Origin of the sequence: Halomonas sp. 11-S5 (assembly GCF_029889825.1) — a bacterium.
GTDB lineage: Bacteria > Pseudomonadota > Gammaproteobacteria > Pseudomonadales > Halomonadaceae > Halomonas.
In genome coordinates this window covers 48,382-61,647 of record NZ_JARANW010000009.1, presented here as the reverse complement: position 1 = coordinate 61,647, position 13,266 = coordinate 48,382, and the positions used below count along the sequence as shown (strand labels likewise).

The 13,266-nt window shown below is 67.2% G+C and carries 13 protein-coding genes; 11 read left to right on the top strand and 2 right to left on the bottom strand.

The window, feature by feature from the left end; all coding sequences use genetic code 11:
- The first annotated feature begins 42 nt into the window (after window positions 1-42).
- The 3 genes from yegS (at window position 43) to OP497_RS08840 (ending at window position 2,496) form a co-directional block, all read left to right on the top strand.
- Window positions 43-945, top strand: a complete 903-nt coding sequence (gene yegS / locus OP497_RS08850; RefSeq protein WP_280547836.1) for a lipid kinase YegS — start codon at window positions 43-45, stop codon at window positions 943-945.
- 193 nt (window positions 946-1,138) lie between these two features.
- A complete protein-coding gene (locus OP497_RS08845) occupies window positions 1,139-1,567 on the top strand; it encodes a VOC family protein (RefSeq protein WP_280547835.1) in 429 nt (142 codons plus the stop codon).
- Between the two features lie 71 nt (window positions 1,568-1,638).
- Window positions 1,639-2,496 carry a hypothetical protein gene (locus tag OP497_RS08840; RefSeq protein ID WP_280547834.1) on the top strand — a complete coding sequence of 286 codons (858 nt, stop codon included), beginning with the start codon at window positions 1,639-1,641 and terminating at the stop codon, window positions 2,494-2,496.
- 115 nt (window positions 2,497-2,611) lie between these two features.
- Here OP497_RS08840 and OP497_RS08835 read toward each other — a convergent pair whose 3' ends face one another.
- Window positions 2,612-2,818, bottom strand: a complete 207-nt coding sequence (locus OP497_RS08835) for a cold-shock protein (RefSeq protein ID WP_023005630.1) — start codon at window positions 2,816-2,818, stop codon at window positions 2,612-2,614.
- Window positions 2,819-3,114: 296 nt separating this feature from the next.
- Here OP497_RS08835 and OP497_RS08830 point away from each other — a divergent pair, with 296 nt between their 5' ends.
- Both OP497_RS08830 and OP497_RS08825 read left to right on the top strand, forming a co-directional pair.
- Entirely contained in the window at window positions 3,115-3,540 is a 426-nt protein-coding gene (locus tag OP497_RS08830; protein WP_280547833.1) for a TM2 domain-containing protein, read from the top strand.
- A gap of 4 nt (window positions 3,541-3,544) precedes the next feature.
- A complete protein-coding gene (locus OP497_RS08825) occupies window positions 3,545-4,189 on the top strand; it encodes a LysE family translocator (RefSeq protein WP_280547832.1) in 645 nt (214 codons plus the stop codon).
- A gap of 180 nt (window positions 4,190-4,369) precedes the next feature.
- On the opposite strand, the gene OP497_RS08820 is transcribed toward OP497_RS08825, so the two are convergent.
- A complete protein-coding gene (locus tag OP497_RS08820; protein WP_280547831.1) occupies window positions 4,370-6,310 on the bottom strand; it encodes a transglycosylase SLT domain-containing protein in 1,941 nt (646 codons plus the stop codon).
- Window positions 6,311-6,469: 159 nt separating this feature from the next.
- Between OP497_RS08820 and OP497_RS08815 the strand changes: the two genes are divergently transcribed.
- The 6 genes from OP497_RS08815 (at window position 6,470) to OP497_RS08790 (ending at window position 13,156) form a co-directional block, all read left to right on the top strand.
- Window positions 6,470-6,838 (top strand): DUF1232 domain-containing protein, encoded by a 369-nt coding sequence (locus tag OP497_RS08815; protein ID WP_280547830.1) that lies wholly within the window; start codon window positions 6,470-6,472, stop codon window positions 6,836-6,838.
- 49 nt (window positions 6,839-6,887) lie between these two features.
- Window positions 6,888-7,385, top strand: coding sequence for a PaaI family thioesterase (locus OP497_RS08810; protein WP_280547829.1), 498 nt, complete (start codon window positions 6,888-6,890; stop codon window positions 7,383-7,385).
- A complete protein-coding gene (locus tag OP497_RS08805) occupies window positions 7,378-7,851 on the top strand; it encodes a PaaI family thioesterase (protein WP_280547828.1) in 474 nt (157 codons plus the stop codon). The genes OP497_RS08810 and OP497_RS08805 overlap by 8 nt, the downstream gene beginning before the upstream one ends.
- Before the next feature lie 87 nt (window positions 7,852-7,938).
- Window positions 7,939-9,843, top strand: a complete 1,905-nt coding sequence (htpG, locus tag OP497_RS08800) for a molecular chaperone HtpG (RefSeq protein ID WP_280547827.1) — start codon at window positions 7,939-7,941, stop codon at window positions 9,841-9,843.
- 282 nt (window positions 9,844-10,125) lie between these two features.
- On the top strand, window positions 10,126-11,697 hold the full coding sequence (locus OP497_RS08795) for a Re/Si-specific NAD(P)(+) transhydrogenase subunit alpha (protein ID WP_280547826.1): 1,572 nt from the start codon (window positions 10,126-10,128) through the stop codon (window positions 11,695-11,697).
- A 16-nt stretch (window positions 11,698-11,713) separates the two neighbouring features.
- A complete protein-coding gene (locus OP497_RS08790; protein ID WP_280547825.1) occupies window positions 11,714-13,156 on the top strand; it encodes an NAD(P)(+) transhydrogenase (Re/Si-specific) subunit beta in 1,443 nt (480 codons plus the stop codon).
- The last annotated feature ends 110 nt before the right edge of the window (window positions 13,157-13,266 follow it).

Here is a 13,266-nt window from a genome sequence, read left to right as displayed (position 1 = left end):
TGCCATGATCGGGATGGGATGACGCAGGCGAGAGGAGCGCGAATGGCCAGGTTGATCCTCAATGGCAAGTCGGCGCAGCTGCCGGCGGTGAGGGAGGCGGTCTTCGCCCGCCGCGAGGCGGGGGACGACATCGAGGTCAGGGTCACCTGGGAGCAGGGCGATGCCGCCCGCCTGGCAGAGCAGGCCGGGCGCGACGGGGTCGAGCGGGTGATCGCCGGTGGTGGTGACGGCACGGTCAACGAGGTAGTCAACGGCCTGATGCGGCTGTCGCCCGGGCAGCGCCCCGGCTTGGGGATCCTGCCCCTGGGCAGCGCCAACGACCTGGCCACCTCGCTGGCCCTGCCGCTGGACGCAGAGCTCGCCCTGGCCTCGGCCCTGAGCCTTCCCCTGCGGCGCATCGACGTGCCACGACTGGATGACTGGCACTTCCTCAACATGGCCACCTGTGGCTTCGGGGCCGAGATCACCTCCTCCACCCCCAAGACCCTCAAGCGCCTGCTCGGTGGCGGCGCCTACTCGCTGATTGGTGCGGTGAAGGCCTGGGACTACCGGCTCTATCCCGGGGTCCTGCGCTGGGAGGGCGGCGAGCGCCGCGCCCAGGTCTTCATGCTGGCCATCGGCAACGGTCGCCAGTCGGGCGGTGGCCAGGCCTTGACGCCCGACGCCTCGCTGGACGACGGCCTGCTCGACGTGCTGCTGCTGCATGATGTCGCCTCCCTGGCAGAGCTGCGCGCCATGCGCCGCGAGCTGACGTCGCGCCCCGCCCTGGGCCGCTACGTCGATGCCTTCCGCACGGACCGGCTCGCCTTCGAGGCAGAGGAGGCGCTGCCGGTGACCCTGGATGGCGAGCCCGCTCGCCGACGGAGGTTCGAGGTGGTCATCAGCCCCGCGGCGCTGGCGCTGGCGGCCCCGCCGGATTGCCCGCTCTTCTCGCGCCCGCCATGAGGTACCCCTGGCGGTCAAGGCGGAGTCAATGTATCCGTCCATGGTGGGCCCGGCCTCCTTGGACAAGGAACACGATACCATGGGCCTTTCGCTGACCGTTCCCGTCGTGTCCCTGGCTGCCCTGCTGGCCAGGCGGCTATCGGGACGGCATGATGAAGGATCCGAACACCCTCACCACCCGGAGGATTCCGCGATGCTCACTCCCTTCCATCTGGCCGTGCAGGTCCGCGACCTGGCCGAGGCACGCCGCTTCTATGGGGAACTGCTGGGCTGCCCGGAAGGCCGCTCCAGCGACACCTGGGTCGACTTCAACCTCTATGGCCATCAGTTCGTCTGTCACCTGAACCCTGCCCTGGGGGGGAAGGGAATCGATGACCACCGCAACCCGGTGGATGGCCACGGCGTGCCGGTGCCGCACTTCGGGGTGGTGCTGGAGATGGCTGACTGGGAGGCCCTGGTCGACCGCCTCACCGTGGCGGGCGTGCGTTTCGAGATCGAGCCCTATATCCGCTTCCGTGGCGAACCCGGCGAGCAGGCTACCATGTTCTTCCGCGACCCCAGCGGCAATGCCATCGAATTCAAGGCGTTCCGCGACATCAACGGCCAGCTGTTCGCCACCTGAGGCGCTCCGCCGCCTTGCGGGAACGGGCATCCCTCTGGTGCAATGTCTTCCTTTTCGTCAGGAGCAAGAGAATGGCAATGAAACCCTGGATGCCGTTGGTGGCGGCCATGGTGCTGGCCGTGGGATTGGCCGGTTGCGGCAACGGTGACGACGAGCCGGCTCCCGCCCAGGACGAGCAGGTGGGGCAAGCTACCGATCAGCCTGCCGCCGAGACGGGGCAGGCATCGGGCGCGGCCGAGTCGTCCGCGCAGGGGCAGCAGCCCGCCGCCCCTGACTCGGCTGCGGCACCTGACCAGGCGGACGCGGCACCTGGCGAGGGTGACGCGGCATCAGGGGTGGACCTGGAGGGCGAGGGAGAAGTGGACGTCCAGGCCGAGACCTTGGGCGAGTCACCGGCCGATACCCTGGATGAGGACGCGGCTTTGCCCGGCGAGACGACCCGCTCCGATGTCGATGCCATCATCGAAGCGACGGAGCGGCGCTTCGAGGAAGCCAGCCGTCGCATCGACGAGCAGTTCGAGAACGCCGAGAAAGAGTCCATCAAGCTCGAGCCCATGGAGTCGCCCGAGTTCGCGCCCATGGAGGCGTCGCCCGAGCTCGAGCCCATGGAGGCGTCGCCCGAGCTCGAGCCCATGGAGGCGTCGCCCGAGCTCGAGCCCATGGAGTCGTCCCCCGCGTTCGAGTCGGATTCCGGAATCGCCCCGTCTGGGGGTAGCGAGCTCGACGAACAGCAGGCCTTGCCCGGCGAGAGCAGCCGCTCGGATGTTGAGGCGATCATCAAGGAGACCGAGAAGCGCTTCGAGGAGGCGAGTCGCGTGATCGACGAGCAGTTCGAGGAAGCGGAGCGCCAGGTTCCGGGTACTTCGTCGGACCTCGATGCGCTCGAACCCGATAACAGCGACGGCGCCAGTGACGGCACTGGCAATTGACGCCTGACGCCTCGTCTCCCAGGGCCCGGAACGAAAAAGGCCCACCGTCTGGTGGGCCCTTCCCTGTAGCGTCCGGACGGCGGGGCCGGCCGGTCGCTTCCGGATCAACCGAGGATCAGTCGGCGGGCCGGATGTTGGAGGCCTGAAGGCCTTTCTTGCCTTGGGTCACTTCGAAGGTGACCTTCTGGCCGTCCTGCAGGGACTTGAAGCCTTCAGCCTGAATCTCGGAGAAGTGAGCGAACAGGTCATCACCGCCGTCGTCCGGAGAGATGAAGCCGTAGCCCTTGGTGTCGTTGAACCACTTGACAGTGCCAGTTGCCATCGTCGATTTCCTTAACTAAATAATGGTGCTGGGCCGTGCAGGGAATGTCCTCGCCGCAGACCCGTCATGCGTGGGCAGGCAAGAAGGAAGTGCGCACCGGGTGTATCGAAGGGATCGAAGTACATCTGACGACTTTCTGCTTGCTGGCCAACGCAGCGGATAGTGCTACAGCGCCAGGGTTGCGTCAACAAGGTGGCACAGGGAGACTGGCGCTGCGCCCGCAAGGTCACTGTAGATGCAAAGCCGGTGAGCGTCCAGCCTCCATCCCGCCCGTTTCACCCTTGGAAGAGAGCCTCATGACCCATACTCAAATCGCCTCCCGGGACACGCACAGCAAGCTGATCGGCTACCTGCTGTGGCTGTTCGGTTTCCTCGGTGCCCACCGCTTCTACTATGGCAAGCCGGTCACCGGCACGATCTGGTTCTTCACCCTGGGGCTGCTGGGAATCGGCTGGCTGATCGACCTCTTCCTGATCCCATCCATGGACCGCCAGGCGGACCTGCGCTTCCAGGCCGGCCCCACCAACTACACCCTGGCCTGGCTGCTGCTCACCTTCCTGGGGGTGTTCGGCCTGCATCGCTTCTACCTCGGCAAGTGGCTGACCGGGCTCCTCTACCTGCTGACCTTCGGGCTCTTCGGCCTCGGCGTGCTCTACGATTTCTGGACCCTCAACGACCAGATCTCCGTGCGCCATGCCCGTCGCGGCATCTTCAACGGTTAACCCCATGTACCTCGATGCACAGTTCTGGCCCTTTCTGGTGGCCATCACCCTGCTGAGCATGAGCCCGGGGGTCGATACTCTGCTGGTGATCCGCAACACCGCTCGGGGCGGCTGGCGCGACGGCGTGGTGACCAGCCTGGCCATCTGCTGCGGGCTCTTCGTGCACGCGGCGGTCTCGGCCCTGGGGATCTCGCTGATCCTGCTGCAGTCGGCCTGGGCCTTCGGCCTGCTCAAGCTGGCCGGTGCCGCCTACCTGGTGTGGCTGGGCGTGAACAGCCTGCGCTCGGCTCGGCGGGGGCGGGGGCTGCCCGTGGGTGGCGTGCAGGCCGACCGCCAGGCCGTGCCGCTATGGCGCCCTGTGCGCGAGGGGCTGCTCTCCAACGTGCTCAACCCCAAGACGGTAGTCTTCTACATGGCCTTCCTGCCCCAGTTCATCGCGCCCGGTGATCCGGCGCTGGCCAAGTCGCTGTGGCTGGCCGGGGTGCACTTCGTGGTCGCCAATCTGTGGCAGGTGGGCATCGTGATAATGGTGGGCAGCGCCGGTCGCTGGTTGGCGAGCCCGGCGTTCTCCCGTTGGCTCAATGGCGTCACTGGCGCGGTGCTGGTCGGCTTCGGCATCAAGTTGGCACTGACGCGTCAGCCCGGCTAAACCGGACTTCGTCTGGAGCTGTAAGCCATAAGCTTGAAGCTATAAGAACAAACCATTGCCGTTAGCAAGATCCTAGGCAGCTTCTTGGCTAACGGCTAACGGCTAACGGCTAACGGCTAACGGCTAACGGCTAACGGCTAACGGCTAACGGCTTACGGCTTACGGCTTACGGCTTACGGCTCAGTTTCTGGCCAGCAGCGAGCGATCATAGCGCACCGTCTTCTCCGTCGGGCTCAGCATCGTGACGCCCTCGCTCTCGCCGCCTCTGGACAGGCTCTCGAAGATCACCCGGTAGGCGAGCACGGCCTGCACATAGTCACGGGTCTCGCGGAAGGGGATGCTCTCGACGAACAGGTCGAACGCTGCCGGCGCGTCGCGCAGCCAGCGGTCGACCCGGCTGGGGCCGGCATTATAGGCGGCCGCGGCGGCCAGGCGGTTGCCGCTATAGCGATCGATCAGCTCGCCCAGGTAGGTGCTGCCCAGGCGGATGTTCACCCCGGGGTCGAGGATGCCGTAGGGGCCGGGGTCGCCGATCCCCAGGCGCCGGCCGAGCTGGGCCGCGGTGGCCGGCATCAGCTGCATCAGGCCCCGGGCGCCCGCGGGGGAGAGGGCCACAGGATTGTAGGCGCTCTCGCGCCGGGCGATGCCCATCAGCAGGTAGGGGTCGACGCCGGCCATGCCGCCCCAGCGCAGGAAGTCATCGCGATAGGCCTCGGGGAAGCGCCACGCCAGGGCGTCCCACATCTGGCCGACGATGGTGGTCTGCACCAGCTCGGCGAGCCAGCCCTGCTGCGCGGCGTAGTCGGCCAGGGCCCGGGCCTCCCCGGGGGTGGCTCGGGCCACGGCTCGGTACCATTCGCTGCTGGCCAGCCCGGGTTCATCGATCCGCCGCAGCGCCTCGGTACGCCGTACCACCGGCCAGTCGGCGACGTTTCGGCGGGTGGCCGCGTCGACGCTGTGGCGCTCCAGGTTCAGGGCGTAGGGGCGACCCAGGCGATCGGCGGCAGCAAAACCGAAGAAGTTTCGCTCACCGGCGGCTGCGGCATAGGCCGCCTCCGCGGTGGCGGGGTCGCCCTGCTGTTCCAGGGCGCGGCCCATCCAGTACTGCCAGCGGGCCTCCCGGCGGGTCGCGTCGGGCATGCGATGCACCCAGTCGATGACCCCTTGCCAGTCACGCTCGGCCAGGGCCGAGCGCACGCGAAGCTCCAGCAGCTCGGCATCGCCGAGGCGTGCCACGACCTCGTCGCGCCAGCCACCGTGCTGCTCGACGTCGCGCACCATCGCATAGAAGGCCAGGTCACGCTCGATGGCGTCGCGATGGCGGGGCGCCAGCGAGAGGTGCGGGGCGATCTTGCGCCAGGCCTCCAGGGCCGCCTCGGTGTCGGCGCGGGTGAAGCCGTGCATGGCCGCGGCGAACAGCGGCCCGCTGCCCCGGCAGCCGGGCCCCGCACAGGCCGGGACCTCGGTCACGGCCGCATAGTCCTTCTGCAGCCGGTCGAGGCTGGTCCTGGCGGACTGCCAGTCGGCGTTCAGCTGCCGGCCCAGGTAGTTCATCAGGCCGGTCTCACCGGCCTGCCAGGCGAGCATCATGCGCTCCCAGATATGCGCCTGGCCGATCTCGCCCCGGGCGCGCAGGGTGTCGAAGAGGGTGTCGCAGGCATCCGGCTGGGAGCGGCCGACGAGCCAGAGCTCGCGGCCGCCCCGGGCGGCGTCCGCCGGCGCGCGATCGAGCAGGGCGGTGTAGTAGTAGCACTGGCGGGCGGTGCCCTCGGGCACGCCGTCAGCGACCGCCAGCAGGCTGGCCGGGCGCCCGGCGTGGCCGTACTTGGCGATCGCCTGGCCGCGCATCCAGTCGCTGAGCGGGGAGTCCTCGTGGCGCTCGATGAAGGCCAGTACCCGGTCGGGATCCACCTCCGGCAGGCGCTGGCGCAGCCGGTGGTAGTCGACGTAGCCGGCGAGGACATGATCCTCGATGGCGTCCCGGTCGATCTTTTCCCACTGGGCGTTGCGGGCGGCCTCCAGGGCCTCCCGCATGGCGCGGTCATCGGCCTGGCCGGCCAGGGGCAGGCTACACAGGATGGCGGCGATCAGGGCCTTGCAGCGGCCGAATGACGGGGACATATCGTGACCTCTTGCGGTTCGCGGTCGTCAATCTGCCATGGTGGCCGATGGCAGGGCACTTGAGTAGTGTCGCCGTTGCCCGACAGGCAGCGGCTGTCCGTGAGGGAGTGGATATCCTATCGTGTAGCGGTATTCCCGCCTGTCGGCAAGGAGATCGAGATGGCCAGATTCCGTGGCGGCTTGCTGGTGGCGCGGCTGCGGCGTCGCGCCCACGTGCTGGGCCATATCGGCCGCGCCCTGCGACTGTTCCTGCCCATGACCCGCGATGTGCTGCTGCGACGCTACCGCCCGGTGCCGTGGGGGGCCTTCCTGTGGATGCTGGCGGCCCTGGCGTACCTGGTCTCGCCGCTTGACCTGATCCCCGATATGTTCGTGCTGCTGGGGTTGGTGGACGATGCGGTGATCGTCGGCTGGCTGTTGACCCGGGTCGACCGGCGTCTGGCGGGCTATCGTGCCTGGCGGGAGCGCGGGGCGGGGAGTGACCCGCCTTCCGGCGACGATCGAGGCGACGTGGAGCCGCCATCTTGATACGATCGTTTGAAATCTTCGTTTCCCTGTTGCCACCTGCGAGGCCCGGATGACCCACGGCCAGACCCCGAGCGACGCCGACTGGCGTCGCGCCCTGACGCGCTTCGTCACGGCGATCACGCACACCCGTGAATTGGGCCTCGAGGTGCTCGAGGTCACCCCCGAGGTGACCACCATGCGCCTGCCCTGGTGCGACGACCTGCTCGGCGATACCGCCCGGGGGCTGGTGCACGGTGGGGTGCTGACCATGCTGCTGGACACCGCCTGCGGTTCGGCAGTGTTGCCGGCCCTACCGGCGCCGGAGATCTGTCCGACCCTGGACCTGCGGGTCGACCACTTCCGGCCGGGGGTGGCGGGGCGGGCCATCCTCGCCGAAGCGCGCGTGATTCGGGTCACCGAGTCGGTGGTCTTCACTGAGGGCATCCTGTGGCAGGAAGCGGGGCGGCCGCTGGCCCGAGGCATTGGCAACTTCGTGCGGCTGGGGCCGCGCAATACGCCCGACGGCTTCGCCGAGGCGCTGTTCGCGGAGGAGGACGACCATGCGTGAGGGCTTCGACAATGTCGAGTGGCTGGCGAGGACCCGCGCCGAGGGTGATGTCGAGGCCTGGTTGGCCCTGGTGCCCTACGCTCGGCGCATCGGGGTCTCGGCGGTCTCCGACGACCCGCAGGGCGAGGGCCTGCTGTTCCGCCTCGACCCCCGCGAGGGCAATGTCGGCAACGTCCTGCTGCCGGCGCTGCATGGTGGGGTGGTGGCCGCCTTCATGGAGACCGCGGCGACCCTGGACCTGATGCTCGCCACCCGTGCGCCGCGCCTGCCGCGCATCGTCGACATCTCCATCGACTATCTGCGCACGGCGCGGGTGGTGCCGACCCTGGCCCGCTGCAGCCTGCTGCGCGAGGGGCGGCGCATGGGCAACGTGCGGGTCTGCGCCTGGCAGGAGAGCGAGGCGGTGCCGGTAGCCACCGCGCGGTTGCACTTCGTGCTCGGCGATCCCGCCGAGGCAGGCGCTTGAAAAACGGCTACCGGGCCCCATATCGACGACAGTTCCGTACCGGTGGCCTCGCCACCATCGTCATGTCGAAAGAGGGGTCCCAGCCACATGACTACCGCGACTCATGAGGAAACCCTCGGCTTCCAGACCGAGGTCAAGCAGCTACTGCACCTGATGATCAACTCCCTGTACTCGAACCGGGAGATCTTCCTGCGCGAGCTGATTTCCAACGGCGCCGATGCCTGCGACAAGCTGCGCTACGCGGCCCTGGACAACGACGCGCTATACGAAGGCGACAGCGAGCTACGCATCGAGATCGACCACGACGCCGAGGCGGGCACCGTGACCGTGCGCGACAACGGCGTCGGCATGAACCGCGACGAGGTGATCGAGAACCTCGGCACCATCGCGCGTTCCGGCACCGCCGAGTTCCTCAAGCAGCTCTCCGGCGAGCAGCAGAAGGATGCCCGGCTGATCGGCCAGTTTGGTGTCGGCTTCTATTCCGGCTTCATCGTCGCCGACGACATCACCGTGCGCACCCGCAAGGCCGGCAGCGCCGAGGCCGAAGGCGTCGAATGGCATTCCCGGGGTGAGGGCGAGTTCACCGTTGCCGATATCGAGCGCGAGGTCCACGGCACCGAGGTCGTGCTGCACCTCAAGGAGGATGCCCGCGAGTTCGCCGACGACTTCCGCTTGAAGAGCCTGGTGCGCAAGTATTCCGACCATATCGAGGTGCCGGTGCGCATGCCCAGGGTCGAGGCCGCCAAGGACGAGGACGGCAACGACATCGAGGGCAGCGAGACCACCACCTGGGAGACCGTCAACGAGGCCACCGCGCTCTGGGTGCGGCCCAAGAGCGAGATCTCCGACGACGAGTACAAGGGCTTCTACAAGCACGTGGCCCATGACTTCAGCGATCCGTTGACCTGGAGCCACAACAAGGTCGAGGGCAAGCTCGAGTATACCAGCCTGCTCTACGTGCCCGGCCGTGCGCCCTTCGATCTCTATGAGCGCGATGGCGCCCGGGGCGTGAAGCTCTATGTGCAGCGCGTCTTCATCATGGACGACGCCGAGCAGTTCCTGCCGCTTTACCTGCGCTTCATCAAGGGCGTGCTGGATACCCGCGACCTGTCGCTCAACGTCTCCCGCGAGCTGCTGCAGCAGGATCCCAAGGTCGAGAAGATCAAGTCCGCCCTGACCAAGCGGGCGCTGGACATGCTGGGGAAGCTGTCCAAGGACAAGGCGGCCTACCAGACCTTCTGGAACACCTTCGGCAGCGTGCTAAAGGAGGGCCCGGCGGAGGATTTCGCCAACCGCGAGAAGATCGCCGGCCTGCTGCGCTTCTCCACCACTCAAACCGACAGCACCACTCAGGACCAGTCGCTGGCCGACTACGTCTCGCGCATGAAGGACGGGCAGGAGAAGATCTACTACATCGTCGCCGACGGCTTCAATGCGGCCAAGTCGAGCCCACACCTGGAGATCTTCCGCAAGAAGGGCATCGAGGTGCTGCTGCTGCATGACCGCATCGACGAGTGGCTGATGAGCCATCTCGACGAGTTCGAGGGCAAGCACCTCGTCGACGTGGCCAAGGGTGAGCTCGATCTGGGCGACGTCGAGGACGAGGAGGAGAAGAAGGCCCAGGAGGAGACCGCCAAGGCCAAGCAGGACCTGGTCAAGCGCGTCAAGGAGGCGCTGGGTGACGAGGTCCAGGAGGTCAAGGTGACCCACCGCCTGACCGACTCGCCGGCCTGCGTGGTGCTGCCCGAGCACGAGATGGGCTTCCAGATGCGCCGCATCATGGAGGCCGCCGGCCAGCCGATGCCCGAGGTCAAGCCGATCCTCGAGCTCAACCCCGAGCATGCGCTGGTAGCGCGCCTCGAGAGTGTCGAGGGTGAGGGCTTCGAGGACCTGGCGCGTATCCTGCTCGACCAGGCGATCATCGCCGAAGGCGGTCATCTCGACGATCCCGCCACCTACGTCAAGCGGCTCAACGCCCTGCTGAGCGTCTGATCCCGCGCGCCCCCTCGGCTCGGCGACGCCACCTTAGGGTGGCGTCGTCGTGTCGGGTGCAGTACTCGCCGATCGTCAACGGGCACGATTCAGCAAGGGGCCGGCGTGCTTCAGGAGCATTCCTTTCGGGGATTCAGGGTCTTGTTTCGTGCTGCGCTGCAGCAAAAAACTAGGGGTTAGGTCTTGTGCCAAGGGCCCGCAAAAGGTAACACTGGAGGGATTGATAATAACCACGCTCTGACAAGCAATCGTATCAAACGTTGGCCACATGGGGGATTCATTGTGAAGATAGGCGCACCGAAGGAGACTGCCCGGGGGGAAGCGCGCGTCGCGCTCACCCCCGAGAGCGCGAAGCAGATCCAGAAATTGGGACATGAGTGTCTCGTCGAGGCCGGGGCCGGGGTGGCCGCCGGCTTCACCGATGACGCCTACCGCGAGGCCGGGGTCAGCGTCGTCGACGGCACCGAGGCGCTGTGGACCGAGGCTGAGGTAGTCATCAAGGTCCGCGAGCCCTCCGAGGAAGAGGCCCGCCGGCTGCGCGAGGGCCAGACCCTGATCGCCTTCTTCTGGCCGGCCCAGAACGAGGACATGCTCGAGCTGTGCAAGGCCCAGGGGGCCACCGTGATCGCCATGGACATGGTGCCGCGTATCTCCCGGGCACAGAAGATGGACGCGCTCTCGTCGATGGCCAACATCGCCGGTTATCGGGCGGTGATCGAGGCGGGCAACAACTTCGGGCGCTTCTTCACCGGCCAGGTGACCGCCGCGGGCAAGGTGCCACCGGCCAAGGTGCTGGTGATCGGCGCTGGCGTGGCGGGCCTCTCTGCCATCGGCACCGCCACCAGCCTGGGGGCCGTGGTGCGCGCCTTCGACGTGCGCCCCGAGGTGGCCGAGCAGATCGAGTCGATGGGCGCCGAGTTCCTGTTTCTCGACTTCGACGAGAGCCAGGACGGCGCGGAGAGCGGCGGCTACGCCTCGCCCTCCAGCCCCGAGTTCCGCGAGAAGCAGCTCGAGTGCTTCCGCGAGCAGGCCCCGGACGTCGACATCGTCATCACCACCGCGCTGATCCCCGGCAAGCCGGCGCCCAAGCTGTGGCTGGAGGACATGGTCGAGGCCATGAAGCCCGGCTCGGTGATCATCGACCTGGCGGCCGAGAAGGGCGGCAACTGCGACCTGACCAAGCCCGACGAGAAGGTGGTGAGCGACAATGGCGTGACGGTCGTCGGCTATACCGACTTCCCCTCGCGCATGGCCACCCAGGCCTCGTTGCTCTATTCCACCAACATCCGCCATATGCTCACCGATCTTACCCCCGAGAAAGACGGGGAGATCGTGCATGACATGGAGGATGACGTGATCCGCGGCTCTACGGTGACCCACCAGGGCGAGGTCACCTTCCCGCCGCCGCCGCCGAAGGTCAAGGCCATCGGCGCATCCAAGCCCAAGCCCAAGGAGAAGGAGCCGACCCCGGAGGAGAGGAAAGCCGCGGAACATGCTGCCTTCAAGGCGCAGACCAAGCGCCAGGTGACCCTGCTCGCCGTGGGCGGCGCGCTGATGCTGCTGCTCGGCCAGGTGGCCCCGACGTCCTTCATGCAGCACTTCATTGTCTTTGTGCTGGCCTGCTTCGTGGGCTTCCAGGTGATCTGGGGCGTCAGCCATTCGCTGCATACGCCGCTGATGGCGGTGACCAACGCGATCTCCGGCATCATCATCCTCGGGGCGGTCCTGCAGATCGGCTCCGGCAGCGTCGTCGTCGGCGTGCTCGCGGCGATCTCGGTGCTGATCGCGTCCATCAATATCGTGGGTGGCTTCCTGGTGACACGCCGGATGCTGGCCATGTTCCAGAAATCCTGAGCGGCGGAGAGACGACATGTTGGGTCAAGGATTCGTATCTGCCGCGGCGATCGCGGCAAGTGTATTGTTCATCCTCTCGCTGGGGGGGCTGAGCAACCAGGAGAAGGCCAAGCGGGCCGTCTGGTACGGCATCGTCGGCATGGCCGTGGCGGTGTTCTTCACCGCCTTCGGGCCGGGCATCGGCGGCTACTGGTGGATGATCCCGATGATGGCCATCGGCGCGGGCGTCGGCGTCTACGTGGCCGGCAAGGTCGAGATGACCGAGATGCCGCAGCTGGTGGCGGCGCTGCACAGCTTCGTGGGCCTGGCCGCGGTCTTCGTGGCCTGGAGCGCGGACCTGGAGAGGCGCCGGGTGATGGCGGCGCGGGCCTTGGATGCCTCGATGGAGGAGTTCTCGGCCTTCGCCGCCCTGGTGGCCGAGAAGACCCCCGCCGAGCTCACGTTCCTGCAGGTCGAGGTGGTGCTGGGGATCTTCATCGGCGCGGTGACCTTCACCGGCTCGGTGATCGCCTTCGGCAAGCTGGCCGGCAAGATCGACGGCAAGCCCAAGCAGCTGCCCGGCGGGCACCTGCTCAACGCCGGGGCGGCGGCCCTGTCGCTGCTGCTGGCCATCCTCTATCTCAACGGGGCCGGCTTCTGGACCCTGCTGGTGCTGGCGGCGCTGGCCTTCTTCATCGGCTACCACCTGATCATGGGCATCGGCGGCGCCGACATGCCGGTGGTAGTGTCGATGCTCAACAGCTACTCCGGCTGGGCCGCGGCCGCCATCGGCTTCACGCTCTCCAATGACCTGTTGATCGTCACCGGTGCCCTGGTGGGCTCAAGCGGCGCAATCCTGTCGTACATCATGTGCAAGGCGATGAACCGCAACTTCATCAACGTCATCCTCGGCGGCTTCGGCGGCAGCCAGGGGCCGGCGGCGGAGATCGAGGGCGAGCAGGTGGCCATCGACGCAGGCAGCGTGGCCAGTGCCCTCAACGATGCCGACAGCGTGATCATCGTACCGGGCTACGGCATGGCGGTGGCCCAGGCCCAGAACGCGGTCAGCGAGCTGACGCGCAAGCTGCGCGCCGCCGGCAAGAACGTGCGCTTCGGCATCCATCCGGTGGCGGGTCGCCTGCCGGGGCACATGAACGTGCTGCTCGCCGAGGCCAAGGTGCCCTATGACATCGTGCTGGAGATGGACGAGATCAACGACGACTTCCCCACCACCGACGTGGTGATCGTCATCGGCTCCAATGACATCGTCAACCCGGCCGCCCAGGAGGACCCTAACAGCCCCATCGCCGGTATGCCGGTGCTCAAGGTCTGGGAGTCCAAGCAGGTGTTCGTCTGCAAGCGGGGCCAGGGGACCGGCTACTCTGGCATCGAGAACCCGCTGTTCTTCAAGGAGAACACGCGGATGTTCTACGGCGATGCCAGGTCGAGCATTGACTCGCTGCTGCATCTGATCGACTGAGCCGGGTGCGTCCGGGCCGGATTGCCGGCCCGGGTTCCGACATCTCGACACGCCCCTTCGCGGGGCGTTTTTTCGTTACACTCCTCTCATCCACTCAGCTTCCCGGGGCG

Excerpts from the sequence above, each read along its gene's own strand:
- yegS (WP_280547836.1), top strand. The coding sequence starts at position 43 with ATGGCCAGGTTGATCCTCAATGGCAAGTCGGCGCAGCTGCCGGCGGTG.
- OP497_RS08845 (WP_280547835.1), top strand. The coding sequence starts at position 1,139 with ATGCTCACTCCCTTCCATCTGGCCGTGCAGGTCCGCGACCTGGCCGAG.
- OP497_RS08840 (WP_280547834.1), top strand. The coding sequence starts at position 1,639 with ATGGCAATGAAACCCTGGATGCCGTTGGTGGCGGCCATGGTGCTGGCC.
- OP497_RS08835 (WP_023005630.1), bottom strand. The coding sequence starts at position 2,818 with ATGGCAACTGGCACTGTCAAGTGGTTCAACGACACCAAGGGCTACGGC.
- OP497_RS08830 (WP_280547833.1), top strand. The coding sequence starts at position 3,115 with ATGACCCATACTCAAATCGCCTCCCGGGACACGCACAGCAAGCTGATC.
- OP497_RS08825 (WP_280547832.1), top strand. The coding sequence starts at position 3,545 with ATGTACCTCGATGCACAGTTCTGGCCCTTTCTGGTGGCCATCACCCTG.
- OP497_RS08820 (WP_280547831.1), bottom strand. The coding sequence starts at position 6,310 with ATGTCCCCGTCATTCGGCCGCTGCAAGGCCCTGATCGCCGCCATCCTG.
- OP497_RS08815 (WP_280547830.1), top strand. The coding sequence starts at position 6,470 with ATGGCCAGATTCCGTGGCGGCTTGCTGGTGGCGCGGCTGCGGCGTCGC.
- OP497_RS08810 (WP_280547829.1), top strand. The coding sequence starts at position 6,888 with ATGACCCACGGCCAGACCCCGAGCGACGCCGACTGGCGTCGCGCCCTG.
- OP497_RS08805 (WP_280547828.1), top strand. The coding sequence starts at position 7,378 with ATGCGTGAGGGCTTCGACAATGTCGAGTGGCTGGCGAGGACCCGCGCC.
- htpG (WP_280547827.1), top strand. The coding sequence starts at position 7,939 with ATGACTACCGCGACTCATGAGGAAACCCTCGGCTTCCAGACCGAGGTC.
- OP497_RS08790 (WP_280547825.1), top strand. The coding sequence starts at position 11,714 with ATGTTGGGTCAAGGATTCGTATCTGCCGCGGCGATCGCGGCAAGTGTA.